At 58.3% G+C, this 23,624-nt stretch carries 16 protein-coding genes and 1 pseudogene; 10 read left to right on the forward strand and 7 right to left on the reverse strand.

From position 1 onward, the window contains the following. Positions 1 to 2: 2 nt before the first annotated feature. From AOC04_RS00285 to yjiA, 5 genes are all read left to right on the forward strand, one after another. On the forward strand, positions 3 to 515 hold the full coding sequence (locus AOC04_RS00285; protein ID WP_418054957.1) for an ankyrin repeat domain-containing protein: 513 nt from the start codon (positions 3 to 5) through the stop codon (positions 513 to 515). 45 nt (positions 516 to 560) lie between these two features. Continuing rightward, a complete protein-coding gene (gene radA / locus AOC04_RS00290) occupies positions 561 to 1,928 on the forward strand; it encodes a DNA repair protein RadA (protein WP_060690647.1) in 1,368 nt (455 codons plus the stop codon). A gap of 215 nt (positions 1,929 to 2,143) precedes the next feature. Then, a complete protein-coding gene (locus tag AOC04_RS00295; protein ID WP_060690648.1) occupies positions 2,144 to 4,210 on the forward strand; it encodes a carbon starvation CstA family protein in 2,067 nt (688 codons plus the stop codon). A gap of 15 nt (positions 4,211 to 4,225) precedes the next feature. Then, positions 4,226 to 4,423 carry a YbdD/YjiX family protein gene (locus tag AOC04_RS00300; protein ID WP_007937254.1) on the forward strand — a complete coding sequence of 66 codons (198 nt, stop codon included), beginning with the start codon at positions 4,226 to 4,228 and terminating at the stop codon, positions 4,421 to 4,423. Between the two features lie 91 nt (positions 4,424 to 4,514). Beyond that, positions 4,515 to 5,477: a GTPase gene (gene yjiA, locus AOC04_RS00305; protein WP_060690649.1), complete on the forward strand. Its 963-nt coding sequence runs from the start codon at positions 4,515 to 4,517 to the stop codon at positions 5,475 to 5,477. 168 nt (positions 5,478 to 5,645) lie between these two features. Here yjiA and glyA read toward each other — a convergent pair whose 3' ends face one another. Together glyA and AOC04_RS00315 are read right to left on the reverse strand one after the other, a co-directional pair. Then, a complete protein-coding gene (gene glyA / locus AOC04_RS00310) occupies positions 5,646 to 6,899 on the reverse strand; it encodes a serine hydroxymethyltransferase (RefSeq protein WP_060690650.1) in 1,254 nt (417 codons plus the stop codon). Positions 6,900 to 7,017: 118 nt separating this feature from the next. After that, positions 7,018 to 10,890 carry a sensor domain-containing protein gene (locus AOC04_RS00315; RefSeq protein WP_060696829.1) on the reverse strand — a complete coding sequence of 1,291 codons (3,873 nt, stop codon included), beginning with the start codon at positions 10,888 to 10,890 and terminating at the stop codon, positions 7,018 to 7,020. Positions 10,891 to 11,171: 281 nt separating this feature from the next. Here AOC04_RS00315 and ettA point away from each other — a divergent pair, with 281 nt between their 5' ends. After that, positions 11,172 to 12,839, forward strand: coding sequence for an energy-dependent translational throttle protein EttA (gene ettA, locus AOC04_RS00320; protein ID WP_003443957.1), 1,668 nt, complete (start codon positions 11,172 to 11,174; stop codon positions 12,837 to 12,839). Between the two features lie 298 nt (positions 12,840 to 13,137). After that, on the forward strand, positions 13,138 to 14,475 hold the full coding sequence (gene gdhA / locus AOC04_RS00325) for an NADP-specific glutamate dehydrogenase (protein WP_060690651.1): 1,338 nt from the start codon (positions 13,138 to 13,140) through the stop codon (positions 14,473 to 14,475). Here the strand turns inward: gdhA and AOC04_RS00330 are convergent. The 4 genes and pseudogenes from AOC04_RS00330 to AOC04_RS00345 all read right to left on the reverse strand — a co-directional run bounded on the left by AOC04_RS00330 (position 14,472) and on the right by AOC04_RS00345 (position 17,858). Further along, positions 14,472 to 14,966 carry a GreA/GreB family elongation factor gene (locus tag AOC04_RS00330; protein WP_060690652.1) on the reverse strand — a complete coding sequence of 165 codons (495 nt, stop codon included), beginning with the start codon at positions 14,964 to 14,966 and terminating at the stop codon, positions 14,472 to 14,474. The two genes, gdhA and AOC04_RS00330, sit on opposite strands and share 4 nt — an antisense overlap. 157 nt (positions 14,967 to 15,123) lie before the next feature. Continuing rightward, positions 15,124 to 15,422, reverse strand: a pseudogene (locus tag AOC04_RS00335) (chorismate mutase). Between the two features lie 15 nt (positions 15,423 to 15,437). Further along, positions 15,438 to 17,291 (reverse strand): Lnb N-terminal periplasmic domain-containing protein, encoded by a 1,854-nt coding sequence (locus tag AOC04_RS00340; RefSeq protein WP_060690653.1) that lies wholly within the window; start codon positions 17,289 to 17,291, stop codon positions 15,438 to 15,440. Positions 17,292 to 17,369: 78 nt separating this feature from the next. Next, on the reverse strand, positions 17,370 to 17,858 hold the full coding sequence (locus tag AOC04_RS00345) for a DUF3015 domain-containing protein (protein WP_003443943.1): 489 nt from the start codon (positions 17,856 to 17,858) through the stop codon (positions 17,370 to 17,372). A 271-nt stretch (positions 17,859 to 18,129) separates the two neighbouring features. On the opposite strand from AOC04_RS00345, the gene AOC04_RS00350 reads away from it, so the two are divergent. Next, positions 18,130 to 20,568 carry a Lon protease family protein gene (locus tag AOC04_RS00350; RefSeq protein WP_060690654.1) on the forward strand — a complete coding sequence of 813 codons (2,439 nt, stop codon included), beginning with the start codon at positions 18,130 to 18,132 and terminating at the stop codon, positions 20,566 to 20,568. Between the two features lie 182 nt (positions 20,569 to 20,750). Further along, positions 20,751 to 21,068: a PA4575 family protein gene (locus tag AOC04_RS00355; protein WP_060690655.1), complete on the forward strand. Its 318-nt coding sequence runs from the start codon at positions 20,751 to 20,753 to the stop codon at positions 21,066 to 21,068. A gap of 9 nt (positions 21,069 to 21,077) precedes the next feature. Here AOC04_RS00355 and AOC04_RS00360 read toward each other — a convergent pair whose 3' ends face one another. After that, positions 21,078 to 22,910, reverse strand: a complete 1,833-nt coding sequence (locus AOC04_RS00360) for a hypothetical protein (RefSeq protein WP_060690656.1) — start codon at positions 22,908 to 22,910, stop codon at positions 21,078 to 21,080. Between the two features lie 143 nt (positions 22,911 to 23,053). Between AOC04_RS00360 and AOC04_RS00365 the strand changes: the two genes are divergently transcribed. Then, entirely contained in the window at positions 23,054 to 23,542 is a 489-nt protein-coding gene (locus AOC04_RS00365) for a TIGR00645 family protein (RefSeq protein WP_003443930.1), read from the forward strand. Positions 23,543 to 23,624 lie beyond the last annotated feature (82 nt).

A 23,624-nucleotide genomic window follows, 5' to 3' on the forward strand; every position in this document is an offset into this window, starting at 1 on the left:
CTATGGCTCTGCTTATTGTCAGCGGGCTTGCCCTGGCCGCCGAACCCGATGTACAGGCCGAACTCCAGAACTACTACTTCGACGCGGCACGCCGTGGTGACGTGCCGATGCTCGATACCTTTATCGAGTCCGGCTACACCCTCAACGTACAAGACAGCAAGGGCTACACCGCGCTGATCCTTGCGGCCTATAACGGTCAGGGTGAGGCGGTTGAGCACTTGCTGAAGGCCGGCGCGAACGCGTGTGTACAAGACAAACGCGGCAATACAGCCCTGATGGGCGCAATTTTCAAGGGCGAAGTGCAGATCGCCCGACGGTTGCTGGCCACGGAGTGCAACCCGGATCAGCGCAACGGCGCCGGCCAGACCGCTGCCATGTATGCCGGGCTGTTCAAACGGGCTGAATTGCTCAAGGACTTGTCACGCAAGGGGGCCGACCTGAGTGCCGAAGATGCATTGGGCAACAGTGCCGCCCGGCTGGCCAATGGCGAAATCCGCATGCCGGTATCGCACTAACCCGGGTTCGCTGGGCTATCATCGCGGTTTTTCCGTGGAGTTCAGATGGCCAAGCCCAAGCGCATATACGGCTGCACCGAGTGCGGCGCAACTTTCCCCAAGTGGGCCGGGCAGTGCGGTGAGTGCGGCGTCTGGAACACCCTGGTTGAAACCATTGTCGAAAGTGGTGCCGCCGCCCCACCCAGCGGGCGCACCGGCTGGACCGGGCAACAAGCCCAGATCAAAACCCTGGCTGAAGTCAGCATCGCTGAAATCCCGCGCTTCTCCACCGCTTCCGGCGAGCTGGACCGGGTGCTTGGTGGCGGTCTGGTGGACGGTTCGGTGGTGCTGATCGGCGGTGACCCCGGTATCGGTAAATCGACCATCCTCCTGCAAACCTTGTGTCATATGGCCACGCGCATGCCTGCGCTGTATGTCACCGGCGAGGAATCGCAGCAGCAAGTGGCGATGCGTGCCCGACGCCTGGGCTTGCCGCAGGATCAGCTCAAGGTCATGACCGAGACCTGCATCGAAAGCATCATCGCTACCGCCAAGCTGGAAAAACCCAAGGTCATGGTGATCGACTCGATCCAGACCATCTTCACCGAGCAACTGCAATCTGCCCCCGGCGGCGTTTCGCAAGTGCGTGAAAGTGCGGCATTGCTGGTGCGCTACGCCAAGTCCAGCGGCACCGCGATCTTCCTCGTGGGCCACGTGACCAAAGAGGGCGCGCTCGCAGGTCCAAGGGTGCTGGAGCACATGGTCGATACCGTGCTGTATTTCGAGGGCGAATCCGACGGTCGTTTGCGTTTGTTGCGGGCGGTAAAAAACCGCTTCGGTGCGGTCAACGAACTGGGCGTGTTCGGCATGACCGACAAAGGCCTGAAAGAAGTCTCTAACCCGTCTGCGATTTTCCTTACTCGCGCGCAGGAAGAAGTACCGGGCAGTGTGGTCATGGCCACCTGGGAAGGCACCCGCCCGATGCTGGTGGAGGTTCAGGCGTTGGTGGACGACAGCCACATGTCCAACCCGCGCCGGGTCACCCTCGGTCTGGACCAGAACCGGCTGGCCATGTTGCTGGCGGTCCTGCATCGACATGGCGGAATTCCGACCCACGATCAGGATGTATTCCTCAACGTGGTGGGCGGGGTCAAGGTGCTGGAGACCGCGTCAGATCTCGCATTGATGGCCGCCGTGATGTCCAGCCTGCGCAACAAACCATTGCCCCATGATTTGCTGGTGTTCGGTGAAGTGGGGCTGTCGGGTGAAGTGCGGCCGGTGCCGAGCGGTCAGGAGCGTCTGAAGGAAGCAGCCAAGCACGGTTTCAAACGTGCCATCGTGCCCCAGGGCAACGCGCCCAAAGAGTCGCCGCCGGGGCTGAAGGTGATTGGCGTGACCCGTCTGGAGCAAGCGCTGGATGCGTTGTTTGAATAGGCGTTCGAATGGCTGACAGAGTCGGCAGGGGTTGAGCGCGCAATCGGCTCAATAGCCCGGGTCAGACGGCGGCGCCATGTTGCGCAAAAGGCCAGCGTCGCCAGCCACAAATCCGCAAAAGAAGGCTCTAGACCAAGGTAAGGGGCTGGTCTTTAAAGCTGGGGGCGCTAAACTCCGGGGGCAATCTTTCTTGTCCAACTGGCCGGAATATAAAAATGAATAATAAAAATAGCCTGCTACGCCACATCCCGTGGCTGGTGCTGGCAATTGTAGGAGCCTGCGCCCTTGGCGTAGTGGCCTTGCGCCGAGGCGAGGCGATCAACGCCTTGTGGATCGTAGTGGCCTCCGTTGCCATCTATCTGGTCGCTTACCGTTATTACAGTCTGTTTATCGCCACCCGGGTGATGCAACTGGACCCACTGCGTGCAACACCGGCCGTGGTCAATAACGACGGTCTGGACTACGTACCGACCAACAAACACATTCTTTTCGGTCACCACTTTGCCGCCATCGCTGGCGCCGGCCCTCTGGTCGGCCCTGTACTGGCCGCGCAAATGGGCTACCTGCCGGGCACGCTGTGGCTGATTGCCGGTGTGGTACTGGCCGGTGCGGTACAGGACTTCATGGTGCTGTTCATGTCCACCCGCCGCAACGGTCGCTCCCTGGGTGATATGGTGCGCGAGGAAATGGGCAAGGTGCCTGGCACCATCGCACTGTTTGGCTGCTTTCTGATCATGATCATCATCCTCGCGGTGCTGGCACTGATTGTGGTCAAGGCCCTGGCCGAGAGCCCGTGGGGCATGTTCACGGTAATGGCAACCATCCCGATCGCGATGTTCATGGGCATTTATATGCGCTACATCCGTCCGGGCCGCATCGGGGAAATCTCGATAGTCGGTGTGCTGCTGTTGCTCGGCTCCATCTGGCTGGGAGGCCAGATTGCGGCCAGCCCTGAGTGGGCGCCGGTCTTCACGTTCACCGGTACGCAAATCACCTGGATGCTGATCGGTTACGGCTTTGTAGCTGCGGTGTTGCCGGTGTGGCTGGTGCTTGCGCCCCGCGACTACCTGTCCACCTTCCTTAAAATCGGCACCATCATGGCGCTGGCGATCGGCATTCTGGTGACCATGCCCGAGCTGAAAATGCCGGCCCTGACCCAGTTTGTTGACGGTACCGGTCCGGTCTGGAAAGGCGCGCTGTTTCCCTTCCTGTTCATCACCATTGCCTGCGGCGCGGTGTCGGGTTTCCACGCGCTGATTGCCTCGGGTACTACCCCGAAACTGCTGGATAACGAATGCAACTCCCGCTACATCGGCTACGGCGCGATGCTGATGGAGTCCTTCGTGGCCATTATGGCAATGGTTGCCGCATCGGTGATCGAGCCTGGCGTGTACTTCGCCATGAACAGCCCGGCGGCCATTGTCGGCGGTGACGTGGTGACGGTGGCCCAGACGGTCACCAGCTGGGGCTTTGCAATTACCCCGGACGCACTGACTGCTCTGGCCCATGACATCGGTGAAACCACCGTTCTGGCCCGTGCCGGCGGCGCACCTACCCTGGCAGTGGGGATCGCGCAGATCCTGCACAACGTGTTGCCGGGCGAAAACACCATGGCGTTCTGGTATCACTTCGCCATTCTGTTTGAAGCCCTGTTCATTCTGACCGCCGTGGATGCGGGTACGCGTGCCGGACGTTTCATGCTGCAGGATTTGCTCGGCAGCTTCGTACCTGCACTCAAACGCACCGAATCATGGACTGCCAACTTGTTGGCAACCGGCCTGTGCGTGGCAATGTGGGGTTATTTGCTGTACCAGGGCGTCATCGATCCGCTCGGCGGCATCAACACCTTGTGGCCGCTGTTCGGTATCTCCAACCAGATGCTGGCAGGGATTGCGTTGATGCTGGCGACAGTCGTGCTGATCAAAATGAAGCGCCAGCGCTACATTTGGGTGACCATGATGCCGGCGATCTGGCTGCTGATCTGCACCACCTACGCGGGCTTTATCAAGCTGTTCGACGCCAACCCGGCGGTGGGCTTCCTGGCCCTGGCGAAAAAATACAGCACCGCACTGGATGCTGGCCAAGTGATTGCCCCGGCGAAAAACATCGACCAGATGCAGCACGTGATCATCAACGCTTACACCAACGCCGGTCTGACCGTGCTGTTCCTGTTCGTGGTGTTCAGCATTCTGTTCTATGCCGTGAAAGTCGGTGCGGCGGCCTGGGGCCGTAAAGAACGTACGGATAAAGAAGCGCCGTATCACTCCGTACCGGATGCATGACAGAGGATTGCAATCATGTTCAATGACCTGAGTCGCCTCGGTAAATACCTCGGTCAGGCCGCGCGCCTGATGGTCGGCATGCCCGACTACGACAACTACGTCGAGCATATGCAAACCAAACACCCGGACAAGCCGGTAATGAGCTATGAGGCGTTCTTTCGGGAACGCCAGGAGGCGCGTTACGGCGGCAAGGGCGGGCCCAAGTGCTGTTGACCCGCTAAGGGCGGGTTGTATCTGACTGTGGGAGCGGGCTTGCCTGCTCCCACAGTCGTTTTGGCAGCCTCATTTTTCAAGGAGACTCTGCATGTCCTCCCCCATTCCCGTCACCATCCTCAGCGGGTTTCTCGGTGCCGGTAAAACCACGTTGCTGCGCCATCTGCTCAAGGCCGAACACGGGCTGAAAATTGCCGTGATCGAGAATGAATTCAGCGATGCCGGGATCGATACCCAATTGCTGGGCGATGAACCGGTGCAAGTCATGACCCTGTCCAATGGCTGTGTTTGCTGCACCATCCACACGGACCTGACCAAGGCTCTGTACCTGCTGCTTGAACGTCTGGACAGCGGTGAAATTGCCTTCGACCGGTTGGTCATCGAATGCACAGGCCTGGCTGATCCGGCCCCGGTGGCACAAACCTTCTTTATTGACGAAGAGCTGCGTGAGCGTTATCTGCTGGACGGCATCATTACGTTGGTGGATGCCGCCCATGCCGACGTCCACCTGAGCCAGACCATCGCCCAGGCGCAAATCGGCTTTGCCGACCGGTTATTGGTGAGCAAGCGGGATCTGGTGGATGAAGCTACTTTTGACGCACTGTGCCAGCGTTTGACCCGGATCAACCGTCGGGCGCCGATCCGTGTGGTGGAGCACGGCAGGATTGAGCTGGCCGAACTGCTGGATGTGCGCGGGTTTAATCTGAACGCCGATTTGGGTGGCGGGTTGAACTTGCGTCCGGTACAGCCCGCGGCTTCTGTGGATCGTATTTCCAGCCTGGTACTGCGCACCGACAAGCCGCTGGATATCGACAGCCTCAGCGGGTTCATGAACGAACTGCTGGAAGAGCACGGCAAACAACTGCTGCGTTACAAAGGCGTGTTGAATATTGCGGGTGAAGACCGGCGCCTGGTGTTTCAGGGCGTGCTCAAGCTTTACGGTTTTGACTGGGACACCGAGTGGGCCCAAGGCGAGCCCCGAGAAAGCGTGATGGTATTTATTGCCGATGATTTACCGGAAGCCAAAATCCGCGAAGGTTTTGCACGGCTCTGACACCGCGCCGTCATATTTTTGCAGGAGCGAGCTTGCTCGCGAGCTGTTTATGGCTTCAAGAAGCTCGCTCCTGCAGGGGACGTGTATCCATAAGGGGTTTCGTGTATCCGCAGGGCGCCCACAAAAAAGCCCGGCTTGAAAGCCGGGCTTTTTTTCAGCTGTTTACTATCAGTTGCCGTAAACAGGCAGCTTGGCGCAAATGGCTTTTACCTTCTCGCGAACAGCATCAATAACGGCTTCGTTGTTGATGTCGTCCAGGATGTCGCAGATCCAGCCAGCCAGTTCGCGGCACTCTTCAACCTTGAAGCCGCGAGTGGTGACAGCCGGAGTACCGAAACGCAGACCCGAGGTGACGAACGGGGAGCGTGGATCGTTAGGTACGGAGTTTTTGTTCACGGTGATGAAGGCTTTGCCCAGAGCGGCGTCAGCGTCTTTACCGGAGATGTCCTGCTTGATCAGCGACAGCAGGAACAGGTGGTTTTCAGTACCGCCCGATACCACGTCAAAACCGCGCTCGATGAACACCGAAGCCATGGCTTGAGCGTTCTTGACCACTTGTTGCTGGTAAGCCTTGAACTCAGGCTGCAAAGCTTCCTTGAAGCACACGGCCTTGGCCGCGATAACGTGCTCCAGCGGGCCGCCCTGGGAACCCGGGAAAACGGCCGAGTTCAGCTTCTTCTCGATGTCGGCGTTGGCTTTGGCCAGGATCAGGCCGCCACGTGGACCGCGCAGGGTTTTGTGAGTAGTGGTAGTCACTACGTCAGCAAATGGAACCGGGTTCGGGTAAACACCAGCTGCAACCAGACCGGCTACGTGAGCCATGTCGACGAACAGGTAGGCGCCGACCTTGTCTGCGATAGCGCGGAAACGCGGGAAGTCGAGGATCTGCGAGTAGGCAGAGAAACCGGCCACGATCATTTTTGGCTTGTTCTCAACGGCCAGACGTTCAACTTCGTCGTAGTCGATCAGGCCATTGGCGTCGATACCGTACTGGATGGCGTTGTACAGCTTGCCCGAAGACGAAACGCTGGCGCCGTGGGTCAGGTGACCACCGTGGGCCAGGCTCATGCCGAGAATGGTGTCGCCGGCCGACAGCAGGGCCAGGTACACAGCGCTATTGGCCTGGGAGCCAGCGTGCGGCTGAACGTTGGCGTAATCGGCGCCGAACAGTTCTTTTGCACGGTCGATGGCCAGTTGCTCAACCACGTCGACGTATTCGCAGCCGCCGTAGTAACGCTTGCCCGGATAACCTTCGGCGTACTTATTGGTCAGAACCGAGCCTTGAGCTTCCATGACCGCTGGGCTGGTGTAGTTTTCCGAAGCGATCAGCTCAATATGTTCTTCCTGGCGCTGAGCTTCTTGCTCCATGGCGGCAAAAAGGTCGGCGTCGAACTTGGCAAGTGTCAAATCACGGCTGAACATGGCGGTCCTCAAGGATCGGGGGCAGAAAAGGAGGGCATTCTAACTCAATGGGTTTTATCTGGCATATGAAAGCGATTCACGGCGTTCCTGAACAAACTGCAAGCAGCAAAGGGTGACGTCAAATGTGTAACTCGTCACTTGCCGCGTGCATCTGCTTGGCCAGCAGCAGCTTCTCTAACTGACGTGCCGGCATCGGTCGTCCCAGCAGATAGCCCTGGACTTCGTCGCAGCCATGCTCGCGCAGGAAGTCCAGCTGTTCGTGGGTCTCGACGCCTTCGGCGATGACCGCCAGGTTCAGGCTGTGGGCCATCGCAATAATGGCCCGGGCGATCTGGGCGTCCTGCTCGCCGCAGGGCAGACCGTCGACAAAGGTACGGTCGATCTTCAACACGTCGATCGGGAATTGCTTGAGGTAGTTGAGCGAGGAATACCCGGTGCCGAAGTCGTCGACGGCAATACTCAGGCCGAGATTTTTGAGGCTGGCCAGAATTTGCAGGGCTTCGCTGACTTCACGCATCAGGATACTTTCGGTCAGTTCGAGCTCCAGGCAGGCCGGGGGCAACCCGGTGTCCTTGAGGATATTGGCAATCCGCGTACCCAGCTGGCCGTCCGAAAACTGGCGCGCCGAAATATTGACCGACACTTTGGGTACGCGCACTTTGGCCTGATGCCAGTGTTTGAGCTGGCGGCAGGCCTCGGTCAGGACCCAGTCCCCGACATCGACCACCAGCCCCAGTTCTTCGAGCACCGGGATAAAGTCGCCCGGCGGCACCAGCCCGCGGCGCGGGTGATTCCAGCGCAATAGCGCTTCAACCCCGGTCAGGCGCTTGCCGTCGCCGCTGAACTGGGGCTGGTAAAAGAGGATGAACTCTTCCTGCTCCAGTGCATGGCGCAAATCGCTTTCCAGCTCCAGACGCTCCAGGGCGCTGGCGTTCATGTCGGCCTGATAGAACTGGAAGTTATTCTTGCCGCGCTCTTTGGCGTGGTACATCGCCGTGTCAGCGTTCTTCATCAACTGACTGAGTTCGTTGCCATCTTGCGGGCTCAGGGCAATACCGATACTGGCCGTGACGAAGAACTCACGGCTTTCGAGGACAAAGGGTTGTACCAGGCTGGCAAGGATTTGTTCGGCCACGCTGATGGCCCGGTTCAGGGCCAATTGACGTGTGGTGCGGGGTTGCAGGAGCAAGGTGAACTCATCACCGCCCATGCGCGCGACGGTATCGTCGTCGTCAACACAGGCCAGCAGGCGGATCGCCATGTCTTTGAGCATGCGATCGCCTGCGGCGTGGCCCAAGGAGTCATTGATCGGTTTGAAGCGGTCGAGGTCGAGGAACATTAACACCACCCACGATTTGTTCCGGTCGCCCTGTTGCAGTGCGGTGTGCAAGCGGTCCTGGAACAATGTGCGGTTGGGCAGGTGGGTCAGGGCATCGTAATAAGCCAGCCGGTGGATGCGCTGTTCACTGGCTTTGCGTTCGCTGATGTCACTGAAAAAACACACATAGCTGGCCAGATCGCCTTCATCGTCCAGCACTGCGGTAATCCCGACCCACGCTGGGTAGTGTTCGCCGTTGCGGCGCTTGAGCCACACCTCACCTTCCCAGGAACTGTGCTGATTGAGCTGCTTGATCACGTAACGCAGATGCGCCTGCTGCTGTTCATCCACCGTTAGCATGCTTGGCAATTGGTCGAGCACTTGCGCCACGGCATAGCCGCTGACCCGGCTGAAGGCTTCGTTGGCTTGAACGATATAGCCGGCAGGGTCGGTTATCAGGATTGCCGAGGTGGAGTGTTCGAATACTGTGGCGGCCATGCGCAGGTCTTTTTCCGCGCGGCGCTGCTGACTGATGTCGCGGCCCACCCCCAGGATGCCTTCAAACGTATCGTTCTCATCCCACACCAGTACCAGACGCAACTCCATGGGGATTTTGCGTCCGTCGGCCCGCAAACAGTCGAGCAGGAATAACTGGCTTTGTAGTTGGCTGCGCAGAGCCGTCAGTTGCTCGGGGTTGTCCAGTGCGGCAGTGACCCGCTCCAGCAGGCTGGAGATATTGGCAAGCTGTTGCGGGTTGGCGATGGTCGATTGCCAGCCATTGTCGAAAACCCAGGCCGCGTCGTAGCCGAGCACGGTCTGTATGGAAGGGCTGACATAATTCAGGCGCAGTAAACGGTCAGTTGAGAAAATGACATCGCTGATGCTCTCAGCCAGCATCCGGTAGCGCTGCTCGCTGTCGCGCAGCGATTCGCTGGCTTCGATCTGGTCCGTAATATCTTTGGCAACCCCGACAATTCGCGTGACCTGGTCCCCTGTTCCAAGGGCCAGCGCCTGTTCGCGGATTTCAAAACTGCGCCAGGCGCCATTGCGATGACGAAAGCGCAGCTGGCATTGCAGCCGATGCAGATACTCGCCGTCACGTTGCTGCAGGCGTAGTTGGTGATAGTGCTCTGCGTCGTCGGGATGCAGCAGGAACTCCCAGAAATACGGCCCCATTTGCTGCAACTCGCAGGCGTTATAGCCCAGGGTGTGGCCCAGGTGATAGTTGCTGAAAATCATCATCTGGCTGATGACATCCTGCACATAGAGGTGGTCCGGTACGGTACGTACCACGTCGGACCAGAAGCTTTCGCGTTCCTGCAAGGACAGCTCGATCAGCTTGCGATTGGTAATGTCGGTAATGCTCAGGATGACCGCGTGATAGTCCTGGCGAGTATCGGGCAGGCGCAGCACCAGCCATAAATGCAGGTCTTGCCCCCGGGCGTCGGCCAGTTTGATTTCCAGCTCAAGCTGCTGCAGTTGGTCGAGTACCGCCTCTACCAACGGATAACCGATGGCCGGGCCGGTTTGCGGACAGTCGCTGATCAGTTTTAACCACGCGCCGTCCTCTGATTCGACCTCCAGCAATTGCATGGCGACCTGGTTCACTTCAGTGATGCGCAATTGTTCAAGTAACTGGTGAGGGTGATGCGGCTGGTTGTTCAGCCATTGCTTGAGCGTGTGGCTGTCGCGAATTTTTTCGCGCTCGAGAAACCCCGGCAAGCTGGACAAGTCGAGTACGCAGAGGGCAACTCCGGTGCCTTCGAAAATATCGTGATAACGACGGCGCCCTTCGTGCAGTTGGCGTTGGCGGCGGCGCATATTGAACAGGGCGACCACCGGCAGCATGGAAAACAACAAGCCGAGCAGACTTTTGCCAATCAGTCCGGGGAGCAAGTGCTCAGCCGCCAGCCTGTCATTGAACAGCCCGCGCAACTGCCAGTCGCTGTTGCTCAAGGGAGTCAGCAGTACTGTGTCATCGACGTCCTGAGGATCGACGGCCGATACCGGAGCAAGAGGGGGGGCGCTGCGGCTCAGCGTTCTGCCGGTCTGTGTGTTTTCGATCAGCCATCGGGGGCGGTTGTTGACGGTATTGCGTGCCAGGTCTTGTAGCAGATCCGGATTCATGCGCAGCAACCAGTAACCGTTGGTCGTACCGCCAGGGTGGCGCAACATCAGATAGGCAACAGTGCCATCACTGTTGTTGCTGTAATAGTAGCCGGCTGTGCGCTTGTGCAACCGGGTGCTTTTTATCCAGTCGGCAAGGTAGGCGGCGTCGGGACTGACCCCCGTACTGTCGAGCAGCACTTGGCCGGTGGCGCTCAACAAGGCCAGGCTTTGCAGGGCCGGCAAGGATTGGCGCAGCCGGGTGAGCAGTTCCTGTAGCTGGTGCGGGGCTTTGGGTTGCGCGTAGGTGGGTAGCTGGTTGAGGGCCGTTTCAGCCCTGAGCGCCATGCTCAGATTGATATTGTCGGCCAGGTCTGCGCTGTAATTGATACTCGATAAGCGCTCCTGCTGGATCGTGTGCCGGAACTGTTCAACCAATAGCCAGAACAGCATTGCCAGCAGTATCAGGACCAGCGTGGCCAGCGCGCCTTTTAACGTGCCGCGCACAGGTGTGCCAAGGAATTGGCCTGGTATGCGGGTCAGTGTTGGCGGGGTGACATTGGGCAAGCTGTGATCCTGCGATTTGGCAAACAAGGCGCGCGCGCACTATAAGCCGGACGCCCAGAGGGCGCCTAGCATGCCTTGGGTTGTGGCAAAGTGCCAGCCCTGCGCTTTGCGCTGGTTTGCCCTGATCAACGCATTCAGGTAGCTTTGCCGGTTATTCGAGCGCCTACACTCAGGCTTTTACGATCAGCAGGTATTGATGCACATCAGTCCCTGACTTTCTTCTATGGCCTGATCGGGCAATGCTCGCGCCTTATTCATCAGTCACTGACGCTAGGTTCTCCATGGCTCAATACGTTTTCACCATGCATCGGCTGAGCAAAGTTGTTCCGCCGAAGCGGGAAATCCTGAAAAACATCTCCCTGTCGTTTTATCCGGGCGCCAAGATTGGCGTGCTCGGTTTGAACGGTTCGGGTAAATCCACCCTGTTGAAAATCATGGCTGGCGTAGACACCGAGTTCGACGGCGAAGCTCGCCCGATGCCGGAACTGAACATCGGTTATCTGCCGCAAGAGCCACAGCTGGACCCGAACAAGACCGTACGCGAAGTGGTTGAAGAAGCCGTTAGCGTGATCAAGGATGCGCAGGCGCGTCTGGATCAGGTTTACGCTGAATACGCCGACCCGGACGCCGACTTCGACAAGCTGGCTGCAGAACAGGCCAAGCTGGAGTCGATCCTGCAAGCCAGTGACGGTCATAACCTTGAGCGCCAGCTGGAAGTGGCTGCCGATGCTCTGCGTCTGCCCGCCTGGGATGCCAAGGTTGAACACCTGTCCGGTGGTGAAAAGCGTCGTGTGGCCCTGTGCCGCCTGCTGCTGTCGGCTCCCGACATGCTGCTGCTCGACGAACCGACCAACCACCTGGACGCAGACTCCGTGGCCTGGCTGGAGCACTTCCTGCACGACTTCCCGGGTACCGTGGTTGCGATTACGCACGACCGTTACTTCCTGGATAACGTGGCTGGCTGGATTCTGGAACTTGACCGCGGTGCGGGCATTCCTTACGAAGGCAACTATTCGGGCTGGCTTGAAGCCAAGTCCGATCGTCTGGCTGCTGAATCCAAGCAGCAGTCGGCCCATGAAAAGGCCATGAAAGACGAGCTGGAATGGGTCCGTAAAGGCGCCAAGGCCCGTCAGTCAAAATCCAAGGCCCGACTGCAACGCTTCGAAGAACTGCAATCGCAGGAATTCCAGAAGCGCAGCGAAACCAACGAAATCTACATCCCGGCCGGTCCGCGCCTGGGTGACAAGGTTATCGAATTCAAGAACGTCTCCAAGGGTTACGGCGATCGCGTGCTGATCGACAACCTGTCGTTCTCCATGCCTAAAGGCGCCATCGTTGGCGTGATCGGCGGTAACGGTGCCGGTAAGTCGACCCTCTTCCGCATGCTGATGGGCAAGGAACAACCGGATTCGGGCAGCATTGAAATCGGCGAAACCGTGCAGCTGGCATGTGTGGACCAGAGCCGCGATGACCTGGATGGCAGCAAAACTGTGTTCCAGGCCATTTCTGATGGTTCCGATGTGATCCGCATTGGTAACTACGAAATCCCGTCGCGTACCTATGTCGGTCGTTTCAACTTCAAAGGTGGCGATCAGCAGAAGTTCGTCAAGGACCTGTCCGGTGGTGAGCGTGGTCGCTTGCACCTGGCCCTGACCTTGAAAGAGGGCGCCAACGTGCTGCTGCTCGACGAACCGTCCAACGACCTTGACGTCGAGACCCTGCGTTCGCTCGAAGAAGCGCTGCTGGACTTCCCGGGCGCTGCCATTGTGATCTCTCACGATCGGTGGTTCCTTGACCGCGTCGCGACTCACATCCTGGCGTACGAAGATGACTCGCAAGCGGTCTTCTTTGAAGGCAACTACACCGAGTACGAAGCTGATCGTAAAAAGCGTCTCGGCGAAGCGGCCAACCAGCCGCACCGTGTACGTCACAAGAAACTGGCCCAGTAAGGCCGGTTAGCAAGAAAAAACGGAGCCCCTCGGGGCTCCGTTTTTTTGGCTTTCTGGTTGTGCCCGGTGGTCGTGCCTCGTCAGTGGCTACGTGAAATCCACGGGGATAATCTGGTGCAGAACTGGGTACAAGAATCACTTTTATGGTGCGCAATTACTCGTTTAACTGGGTTAATTTATATAAAAGCACCATTTAAATTCATAACTGCGACATTTTGCGCTGTCGCGGTGCGGCATGAGTTGATAAAGTTCTGGCCAATCAGCGCCTAACGACAACAAATTTGCCGAGACTTTTCCCATGATCGAATCCGTCGACCACTTCCTTGCCCGCCTGAAAAAACGTGACCCGGACCAGCCTGAATTCTATCAGGCCGTAGAAGAAGTTCTGCGCAGTCTGTGGCCGTTCCTTGAAGCCAATCCCCATTACCTGAACTCAGGCATTCTCGAGCGCATCTGTGAACCCGAGCGCGCGATTGTGTTCCGCGTGTCATGGGTTGATGACGAAGGCAAAGTGCGGGTCAACCGCGGTTTCCGGATCCAGATGAACAGCGCCATTGGCCCTTACAAAGGCGGTTTGCGCTTCCATCCGTCGGTAAATCTGGGGGTTCTGAAGTTCCTGGCCTTCGAGCAAACCTTCAAAAACTCCCTCACCTCGTTGCCAATGGGTGGCGGTAAAGGTGGCTCGGATTTCAATCCAAAAGGCAAAAGCGATGCTGAAGTCATGCGCTTCTGCCAGGCCTTCATGAGCGAGTTGTATCGTCACATCGGTTCTGATGTCGACGTGCCGGCGGGCGACATCGGTGTGGGCGCGCGTGAAATCGGCTTTATGTTTGGTCAGTACAAACGTCTGAGCAACCAGTTCACGTCGGTATTGACCGGCAAGGGCATGAGCTACGGCGGCAGTCTGATTCGCCCGGAAGCCACCGGCTTCGGCTGCGTGTACTTCGCCCAGGAGATGCTCAAACGCAGCGGCCAGCGCATTGACGGCAGGCGTGTCGCGATTTCCGGTTCCGGCAACGTGGCCCAGTATGCGGCCCGTAAAGTGATGGACCTGGGTGGCAAAGTGATCTCGTTGTCGGACTCTGAAGGCACGCTCTTTTGCGAAGCCGGCTTGAGCGATGAGCAGTGGGAGGCGCTGATGGAGCTGAAAAACGTCAAGCGCGGACGTATCAGCGAACTGGCCGGCCAATTTGGCCTGGAGTTTCTGCCTGGCCAACATCCGTGGGGGCTGGTGTGTGACATCGCGCTGCCATGTGCCACCCAGAACGAACTGGACGCCGATGCGGCCCGTGCATTGCTGAGCAACGGCTGCGTATGCGTTGCTGAAGGCGCGAACATGCCGACCACCCTTGAAGCGGTGGATATGTTTATCGACGCGGGTATTTTGTTTGCCCCGGGCAAGGCTTCAAACGCCGGTGGTGTGGCAGTAAGCGGCCTGGAAATGTCGCAGAACGCCATGCGCCTGCTCTGGACGGCAGGCGAGGTGGACAGCAAATTGCACAACATCATGCAGTCGATTCACCATGCCTGCGTGCACTACGGTGAAGAGAACGGCCGTATCAACTACGTGAAAGGCGCCAACATTGCAGGCTTCGTCAAAGTCGCCGATGCAATGCTGGCCCAGGGCGTGGTTTAAGCCGGATCAATCCTGATGATTTCGACCTGCAGATCCCCTGCGGGCCGAAACCACAGCACTTCATCCCCCTGTTGCGCGCCCAACAGCGCGCGCCCCAGCGGCGACCCCCAATTGATCAGCCCCTGGCCTGCATCGGCCTGATCCTCGCCGACCAGTTGTACGCGTTGTTCATTGCCCGAGTCATCGGCAAAGGTCACCCAACTGCCAATCTGCACCTTTTGCGTTGATGTCGCAGGGGCGACGACATGGGCGCTTTGTACGCGCTGGTTGTAGTAGCGCAGGTCGCGCTCGAGATCGGCCAGGCGTTGTTTGTCGGCGTCATCGCGTCGGGCTGACTCGGCACTGTGCTGGCGCTGCAACTCGCTGATTTTGGCTTGTAGCTGGTCAAGGCCGGCGGCGGTTACATAGTTGGGCTGATCGCTGATCTGGCGCTCAACGGGGGTATTAGCCTGTTCGGCGGCGGTGTCTTCGTTTACAAACGCGCGGCTCATGACGATGTCCCTCCGGGGGTGTGGGATTTAGAGCCGCAGAGGGAGTCAGGGTTCAGATTGGTTTGCCGGGTAACTTGTAGGAGCGAGCTTGCTCGCGAGCTTTTCAATCCAACAACGTACAGCTCGCGAGCAAGCTCGCTCCTACGGTTTTATTTATTCAGTCAGCCAGCTGCAACGCTGAGTGCTCTGCCAGTTCCTGCTGGATAAAGGCAGCAATCATGGCGCGGTAGACGCTTTCGGTCACATCCGGGTTGGCGCCCAGTTGTTCTGCCAAGGCTCGGGCCTTGGTGATGACCTGTTCAACCCGCAGGGGAGCTTTCACCGCGTCGCTGTCTTTTTAAAGCCGGCGGCCTGGGACACATAAGCACCGCGCTCGGCGATCAGTCCGACGATCTGGCGGTCCAGGCGGTCAATGTTCTCGCGCACTTGTTCAAGGGAATCACAGGTTACGGCCATGTTCTTAAACTCCATTTAATAGTGATACCACTTCAGTTCCAGCATCACTTCGTTTACCGGAGCGCTAAGGTGGCTGAACTCCCGTTGTGCCGTCAATCGCAGGCCGAGGTTGCGTGACACTTCCCATTGCTGATTCAGGCTCAGGCTGCGTCGGATTTCGCCGTTGGTGAAGTAGTCGCTTTTGGCTTCCAGGCTCAGATTGCCCACTGTATTGCGCCACAACACGCCGGTGTTGAAACCCGCTGCAGGCGATACAAAGGCTGCGAAGTCATTGTTGTGCTCCACGCGCACGGTGCCCAGGGCAAACCCCAGTACATTCTCTCCCAGTTGCCAGGTACCGCCTGCGCCACCATTGACGTGGCTGACCAGGGTTTCGTCGCCGTGCTTGCCGAGGACGCGCTCGAGCCCGCCGCCCACTTGCCAGGACCAGGGCTGGAGCAAGTCGTTACGTGGGGTCAATGAGCGGATATTGGCCAGATCCAGCTGCTGGACCTGCCAGTGATTGCCTTCGTACTGGCGCAGCTTGAGTTGCAGGATTTCAATCTGCGCTCCCAGCGGAAAGCCCGGCGCGTTGTCGTTCAAGTCGTGATAGGCCATGCGCAGGCCGTACTCGGCAAATGCCTTGTCGTCCCGGCTGCCGGCGCCCAGCTGCCAGGTGCGTGACTCGTGCCCGTTTTCCGGCAGTTCGGGTTTCTCGACTTCAAGCCCGGGGGCGGGATTCTGGTTGATCGCCCGGAGCAGTTCGAAGCTGCGCTGTGAGCGTGCGCTGTCTCGTTCAAGGCCATTGGCCCGGTAGCGCTCAATGCGATATGCCGCGTCAATGATCAGCGCCTGACGCTCTTTGGGCAGCGCCTTGAATTGCGGGTTCTGCAGCTGGGCCTGATCGGCACTGACCTGCAGTACCCATTGCTGCTCTTCAGGGTCCAGCACCTTGGCGCGATCCAGCAGTTCACGCTCGCGGGACGGGCGATACTCGATGCTTTCCACCAGCCCGGCTTCCTTCACTGCTTTCACGGTGTCGGTGGGGATTGCGGTCAGCGGGAATTGCGTAGTCAGTTGCAAGCCGGGACGCGCGACTTGCAGCAGTTCCAGAAGGCGGTACGAGCAGTTCTCGTCGAAGAAGAAATAGTCGAACTGGATTTGTTTGAGTTCCCACACATGTTCGACCATGCGTTGAGTTTCTTCGGGCGTCAGATTCAGGCGGTATTCCCACAGGTCGCGGTTCTCAAGACTGCGGTACTCCGAGAGTTTTTCCTGGTAGGGCACCAGCGCAAACAGACCGGGATACCCCCCGGCCAAACCTTTCCAGGCATACAGAATGCTGTTGTCGGAACCTTCAATGTAGGCGCCGAAGTTGATCGCATAGCTGAGCAGCGCGGTCTTGTTGCTCTGTACATCGGCCTGGTCGATACGCAGCAAGGTGTGGCCGAACATGGAGGACGGGCTGTTGAGGTAGGCCGCCGGGAAAATCATCACCGTGCTGTGGGGGGCCACGTCTTTAAACCACTGGGTGAACTCTGCGCACTCGGCCTTGGGCAGGTCGGTCAGGTTCAGTTGGGCCTTGAGCCAGCGGGTGCGTGCCGGGTATACGCACTGCGGGTGCTTGTCGCCCAGGCTCAGGGGGGCATACAACGCATCCAGGGTAGCGCGCAATTCGGCATCCGGATGGTGGGCACCGTCTTTGGCGAGAAAGAATTTGTCGTCGCTGACATAGCTGCGCCAGCCGCCCAGCTTGCGGGCTTCATAGTGCCCCAGGGAGATCCAGAAAGGATCGTTGGCCAGCTGCTGCAAACGTTGATCGTCGATATGGGGTGCGGCATACAACGGGGCGCAGGCACAGAGCGCCAGATAGGCAAGGCGTTTGAGCATGGTGGGCAACTGTTGTCAGACGAATAGAAGTGAAGCAGGAGAATACCCGCTCCGGGAGGAGCGGGCGGGTCTCATTTACTACGCAGCAGTTGCGTATTTCGCCAGGCGTGCATCGCCTTTGAGGATAGCGAGGGTGTTGGTGTGCACATCGTCAGCGGTTACGTCGGCTTTGCTGAAGATTTGCTGGAAGTGCTCGTGGGTGACTGCCGCGAAATGGTCGCGGTCTTCAGGGGCGACACCCAGCACCACCGCGTAGGTGGTCAGTGCTTCGCCATTGCCTTTGGCCATGTCTTCGGACAGCTCGTTCATCATGCCATTCATGGCAATCCACGATTTGCCGCCGTAGGTCAGGGCGTCCTTGGTCGTACAGCCGTTGGTCCCGGAGGTCATACCGAAGGTAGCGTTACCGGAGGTGCCGTTGGTGGTTGAGGCGAGGAAGTGAGCCGGTGTGCCGCGCTGACCTTCAAACAGCATGTTGCCCCAACCGCAGTTCGGGCCACCCGGTGCTTGCGCCATGGCATTGAGGGAAACAACAGTAAAGAGAGTACCGAGAAGAATCCGTTTCATAAGCTTTGTTCTCTATGTGTGTGCAACCAATGGACAAGGGTTCTGGCCCTGAAGCGCCAGTACGGACCAGTTATTACTCCAGCCGCGTAACACGTAGGAGTCTAGGCACGATCGGCCGGTTCCGTGAATTTTTGTAAAATATTCATCGAGCGGGAGTATTTATAGCCCGTAAACGCAGGGGTCTGATCTTTCGCGTGCTGTGCGCCTTGCCAGTGGGATACGGCCAGCGCCAGAATGCTGCCATCTGCCCCGCCTGATGTAAGGAAGCCCGATGCCTGATCCTGTAGCTGCCAGCTTGCGTCTAGCGCCTGACGCGCTAACCCGTCCGTTCTCCGCTGAACAGTTCAGCTTCTCCAACACCAATGATCTGGAGCCTTTTCGCGGCATTCTCGGCCAGGAGCGAGCGGTCGAAGCCCTGCAATTTGGCGTGGCCATGCCGCGCCCGGGTTACAACGTATTTGTCATGGGCGAGCCGGGGACCGGTCGCTTTTCGTTCGTCAAACGCTATCTTAAGGCCGAGGGCAAACGCCTGAAGTCACCCAGCGACTGGGTGTATGTGAACAACTTCGATGAGCCGCGCGAGCCGCGCGCGCTTGAGTTGCCTGCGAGTACTGCCGGTGCATTCATCACCGACATCAACGGCTTGATCGACAACCTGCTGGCGACCTTTCCGGCAGTGTTTGAACACCCGACCTACCAGCAACGCAAAAGCGCAATCGATCGCGGTTTCAACCAGCGTTACGACCGTGCGCTGGATGTCATTGAGCGTCTGGCGCTGGAAAAAGGCGTGGCGCTGTACCGCGACAGCAGCAACGTGGCCTTTACCCCGATGAGCGAGGGCAAGGCGCTGGACGAAGCTGAGTTTTCGCAATTGCCCGATGAAGAGCGTGAGCGCTTCCACGAAGATATTTCCGGGCTTGAGGAGCGTCTAAACGAAGAGTTGGCGAGCCTGCCGCAGTGGAAACGCGAGTCGAACAACCAGCTGCGTCACCTGAACGAAGAAACCATCACCCTGGCGTTGCAACCTCTGCTGGCGCCTCTGTCGCAGAAGTACGCCGAAAATGGTGCGGTCTGCGGCTATTTGCAGGCCATGCAGGTGTATCTGCTGAAGACTGTGGTCGAGCAACTGGTGGACGACAGCAAAACCGATGCCCAGGCCCGCAAGCTGCTTGAAGAGCAGTACCTGCCGAGCCTGGTGGTTGGCCAGCCCATGAGCGGCGGCGCGCCGGTGGTGTTTGAACCACACCCGACCTACGACAACCTGTTTGGCCGGATCGAATACAGCACTGATCAAGGCGCGCTGTACACCACGTATCGGCAGTTGCGTCCCGGTGCATTGCACCGTGCCAATGGCGGCTTTTTGATTCTCGAAGCCGAGAAAATGCTTAGCGAGCCCTTTGTGTGGGATGCGCTCAAGCGTGCCCTGCAATCACGCAAACTGAAAATGGAGTCGCCGCTGGGCGAGATGGGCCGTCTGGCCACCATCACCCTTAACCCGCAAGTGATCCCGTTGCAGGTCAAGGTCATCATTATCGGTGCCCGCCAGTTGTACTACACGCTGCAGGATCTGGATCCGGACTTCCAGGAGATGTTCCGGGTACTGGTGGATTTCGATGAAGACATCCCGATGGTCGACGAAAGCCTGGAGCAGTTCGCCCAGTTGCTGACCACGCGCACCTCGGAAGAGGGTATGGCGCCGTTGACCGCTGATGCCGTGGCGCGTCTGGCAACCTACAGTGCGCGTCTTGCCGAGCACCAGGGGCGGTTGTCGGCGCGTATCGGGGATCTGTTTCAGTTGGTCAGCGAGGCGGATTTCATTCGCCACCTGGCCAACGATGCAATGACTGATGCCGGGCACATCGAGCGTGCGCTCAAAGCCAAGGCCACGCGCACCGGGCGCGTTTCGGCGCGGATTCTTGACGACATGCTGGCGGGGATCATTTTGATCGACACCGACGGTGCGGCGGTCGGCAAGTGCAACGGGCTGACCGTACTTGAAGTGGGGGACTCGGCGTTCGGCGTACCTGCGCGGATTTCTGCCACGGTGTATCCGGGTGGCAGTGGCATTGTCGACATCGAGCGTGAAGTAAACCTCGGACAGCCGATTCACTCCAAAGGGGTGATGATTCTGACCGGGTATCTGGGCAGCCGTTATGCCCAGGAATTCCCGCTGGCGATCTCGGCGAGCATCGCGCTGGAGCAATCCTACGGGTATGTCGATGGTGACAGTGCCTCGCTGGGTGAGGCGTGCACGCTGATTTCGGCGCTTTCCAAAACCGCGCTCAAGCAGTGCTTTGCAATCACCGGTTCCATCAACCAGTTCGGCGAAGTGCAGGCGGTGGGCGGAGTCAACGAGAAGATTGAAGGCTTCTTCCGACTCTGCGAGGCACGTGGTCTGACGGGCGAGCAGGGCGCGATCATCCCGCAAGCCAACGTAGCGACCTTGATGCTGGACGAAAAGGTGTTGCAGGCGGTGCGCGATGGCAAGTTCCACGTTTACGCGGTGCGTCAGGCGGATGAGGCGTTGAGCCTGTTGGTCGGCGAGCCGGCCGGTGAACCGGATGCCGAAGGTCAGTTCCCGGAAGGCAGCGTCAATGCGCGGGTGGTCGAAAGGTTGCGGGCGATTGCCGAGATGATCAACGACGAAGACCTCAAGGACGCCGAAAAGGAACTGCTTGCCGAAGTTCTGGCGGCGAAAAAACCGGCTTAACTCTGGATCAACTGCAGGAGCGAGCAAGCTCGCTCCTGCAGAGGTCAGGGCATCCGTTGGTCTTGGCAGCTTCTCCTGTCAGATTCTTCCTCTATTCTCAAAGCAGGACTTCCACTGTCGTCACTGGAATGATGCAGCCCGTAGTGTGCGGCTGATGACAGAATCTACCGAGGGTCGCCGCCATGTCGCGCAACCTTTGCCTTACCCGCCAATGCTTGGGCCTGGTTACCCGTATTGAATGCAGCATTCGACCGCTGGCAGGCAATACCGGGATGTGGACGCTGCTGTTTGCTGCCGGGCTGGCAGGCGAGCAGCCGACTACGATCAAGTCCCAAGGCCCGTTCCCCGGCCCTTTTGTGGCTGAAACCATTCTGGAATCAATCGTTGAAAGCCTGACGCTGCATGGCTATCGGCTTGCCGATGACCCGCAGATCTGGTGCCTGCACGTGCAGGCCCAGTTGCGCCAGATCAACGGTGGTCGCTGTCACGCCTCCCGCTAAGTCGCTGAATCAGCGGGGCGGGGTGACTTCGGGGACTTTGTCGAGCTTGACTTCAAAACCGTACTCGACAGGCAGCAGGTCTTTGCGGGCATAGCTTTCGAGCTGGGTGGGCTGCCCATAGAAGTAGTGCACGTCAAACAGCGCCGGGCCATTAGGTTCGGCGCTGTGGCTTACGGCGAGTACTTCCTTGAGGTAGTTGCCGGTGTCGTCTTTGGCGTAAAAGCGCCAGGCCTCGGAAGGGAACAGCTTTTGATCAACAATCAGTGCATTGCCTTTGAGTTCGAGGCCTTTAGGCAGTTGCGCCGTGTTCAGGGTCTGTTTGTCGATGGCAGCGATAAACATCGGCATCGAGCCGACGGCATAAGCCGGTGTTTCGGGGAACAGATTGAGGTCATAGGTAATAACCCCGGTATGCGGGTCAACATCGAAGGCCTCGGTGGGCAGTTCCAGGGGCTCGCTGCGCTTGCCGTTCTCGTCTTCGGCGAAGAAGGTGACAGGGGCGTCGGCTGTGTCCGGCAAGGCGCCCAGCAGTTCGTCATTGAAGGTTGGCGGGTGGCTGAACTCAAGGGTTGCGGCGCTGGCGTCATCCACAGACTGGTTGATCACCACGCTCTTTGTCAGCTGTTCAGGCTCCAGGCTGGCATCTTTGAGGTAGTTGGCGGCCTGATCGTCATACACCACGACCGATAGCGGCAGGGGTTGAATATCTTTGCCCACGACCGTCTTGTCGAGCCTGCGCACAGGCAGGTCGAGGCTTTTACGGGTGATATTGGCGGTGGAGAAATCGAGCACGCTGATGTCGAGGTTTTCGACATTGCCGTTGAAATACACCTTGCTGTAGTGATGGGTGTGGGTGTCGTCAAAGGCCTTCTGTTCGCTATCCAGTTGTTGCCCGAAAGCCTCGCTCCACGCGGTTTGCTTGAGCATTTGCGCCAGTTGTAGCTCATAGAAGGCCAGTTGCTCGGCGTTTTCATTGATCGAGCCTGCGCGCGACAGGAATTGCCCGGTGTGGTCGCGGGCTTGAATGATCAGCGGATTAAGTTGTGTGTCGCGCACTTCTTCGGCCAGCGCGGCACTGTTGTTGATATCGACTTCGGCGAAGTTTTTGCCCAGCGCCAGCAGGGTCACACTGATCGTGCCGTCGGTGCGGGTTTTACCCACGTCCTTGCTGTTCAGGTGGAAGTTCACCACTTTGCCGGGGGCGATCACTTCCACCTTGCCGTGCAATATCAGGGGCTGCGGTTGCTGCATGTTTTCAGTTTCAACCCCGTCGATATAGGGGTAGGTGACCGTCAGATCGTCCGGGTTGCTCATATTGGCGCTGGACGGGCTGAGCTGGATGCCGGGATCGGTTTCAGACCACTCGGCCTGAAACGGCACCAGTTGTTTGTTGCTCAGGGTCACGGACTGCCATTCAAGCGCATGGGGGAACGGAAACTCAGAGTCGCTGTTTGCCGGAAACGGGAATACGGGTTCAAGGTCGGTCAGATAATCCGAGCTGGAGTTTTTGCGCACTACAAACAGCCCGTTGATGTAGGTATCGCTCAGCGCCTGGCTGCTGGGGTAGTGCTTGAGCAGGGCCAGGTCGTCATCGCCATATTCGGTTTCGAGCGGTTTTTCCTCAAGCTTGACCCGGGCCCGCTCGAGCAGCAGCAAGGAGCCTCCCAGGTCTGCTACGGCATCTTTGAGTTGCTGGTCCTTGATGCTGTCGAGGCTTTTTTCGAATGCTGCGCTGCGCTCTTCCAGACTGGCCTGCTGGTGTTTGTCATCTGGCGAGCAGCCGCCCGTAATAAGCAAAGCTATTGAAAGCCCGAGACAGCCCAAGGGAAATCGCAGATCCATTGTTCAGTTTTCCTGTCCGAAAGCGGTGCTGAGGAGGTCGACACTAGCAGAAAATTTATTTTACAGGCTGTTTCCGGGGCTTTATCGCTATTGATTTGTCGCTGATATACTCGCGCCCATTTTTTTACTTCCTGTGAGTTTCAATGGAACGCTTTATCGAAAACGCAATGTACGCCTCACGCTGGATTCTGGCCCCGATTTACTTTGGGCTCTCGCTGGGCTTGCTGGCCCTGGCGTTGAAATTCTTCCAGGAAGTGTTTCATGTAATTCCCAACGTGTTCGCGCTATCTGAGTCGGACTTGATCCTGGTCATCCTGTCGTTGATTGACATGGCCCTAGTTGGTGGCTTGCTGGTAATGGTGATGATTTCGGGCTACGAAAACTTTGTCTCCCAGCTGGATATCGATGACCACAAGGAGAAGCTTAGCTGGTTGGGCACCATGGACTCGACTTCGTTGAAGATGAAGGTTGCAGCGTCGATCGTGGCCATCTCTTCGATCCATCTGCTGCGGGTGTTCATGGATGCGCGCAACATCGAGCCTCAGTACTTGATGTGGTACGTGATCATTCATATGACCTTCGTGGTATCCGCGTTTGCCATGGGCTATCTCGACAAACTGACCAAGCACTGATTTGTCGTGACGTGCGTTACATGACGGCGGGCTGCGAAGGCTTTGGGGGCTGTGGTAGTCTGCTCGCCCTTTTTTGGTTCTG

It is taken from the genome of Pseudomonas versuta (assembly GCF_001294575.1).
Lineage (GTDB): Bacteria > Pseudomonadota > Gammaproteobacteria > Pseudomonadales > Pseudomonadaceae > Aquipseudomonas > Aquipseudomonas versuta.

Bases quoted from the DNA above. Each gene is read 5' to 3' on its own strand.
- AOC04_RS00285 (WP_418054957.1), top strand. From the start codon at position 3: ATGGCTCTGCTTATTGTCAGCGGGCTTGCCCTGGCCGCCGAACCCGAT.
- radA (WP_060690647.1), top strand. From the start codon at position 561: ATGGCCAAGCCCAAGCGCATATACGGCTGCACCGAGTGCGGCGCAACT.
- AOC04_RS00295 (WP_060690648.1), top strand. From the start codon at position 2,144: ATGAATAATAAAAATAGCCTGCTACGCCACATCCCGTGGCTGGTGCTG.
- AOC04_RS00300 (WP_007937254.1), top strand. From the start codon at position 4,226: ATGTTCAATGACCTGAGTCGCCTCGGTAAATACCTCGGTCAGGCCGCG.
- yjiA (WP_060690649.1), top strand. From the start codon at position 4,515: ATGTCCTCCCCCATTCCCGTCACCATCCTCAGCGGGTTTCTCGGTGCC.
- glyA (WP_060690650.1), bottom strand. From the start codon at position 6,899: ATGTTCAGCCGTGATTTGACACTTGCCAAGTTCGACGCCGACCTTTTT.
- ettA (WP_003443957.1), top strand. From the start codon at position 11,172: ATGGCTCAATACGTTTTCACCATGCATCGGCTGAGCAAAGTTGTTCCG.
- gdhA (WP_060690651.1), top strand. From the start codon at position 13,138: ATGATCGAATCCGTCGACCACTTCCTTGCCCGCCTGAAAAAACGTGAC.
- AOC04_RS00330 (WP_060690652.1), bottom strand. From the start codon at position 14,966: ATGAGCCGCGCGTTTGTAAACGAAGACACCGCCGCCGAACAGGCTAAT.
- AOC04_RS00340 (WP_060690653.1), bottom strand. From the start codon at position 17,291: ATGCTCAAACGCCTTGCCTATCTGGCGCTCTGTGCCTGCGCCCCGTTG.
- AOC04_RS00345 (WP_003443943.1), bottom strand. From the start codon at position 17,858: ATGAAACGGATTCTTCTCGGTACTCTCTTTACTGTTGTTTCCCTCAAT.
- AOC04_RS00350 (WP_060690654.1), top strand. From the start codon at position 18,130: ATGCCTGATCCTGTAGCTGCCAGCTTGCGTCTAGCGCCTGACGCGCTA.
- AOC04_RS00355 (WP_060690655.1), top strand. From the start codon at position 20,751: ATGTCGCGCAACCTTTGCCTTACCCGCCAATGCTTGGGCCTGGTTACC.
- AOC04_RS00360 (WP_060690656.1), bottom strand. From the start codon at position 22,910: ATGGATCTGCGATTTCCCTTGGGCTGTCTCGGGCTTTCAATAGCTTTG.
- AOC04_RS00365 (WP_003443930.1), top strand. From the start codon at position 23,054: ATGGAACGCTTTATCGAAAACGCAATGTACGCCTCACGCTGGATTCTG.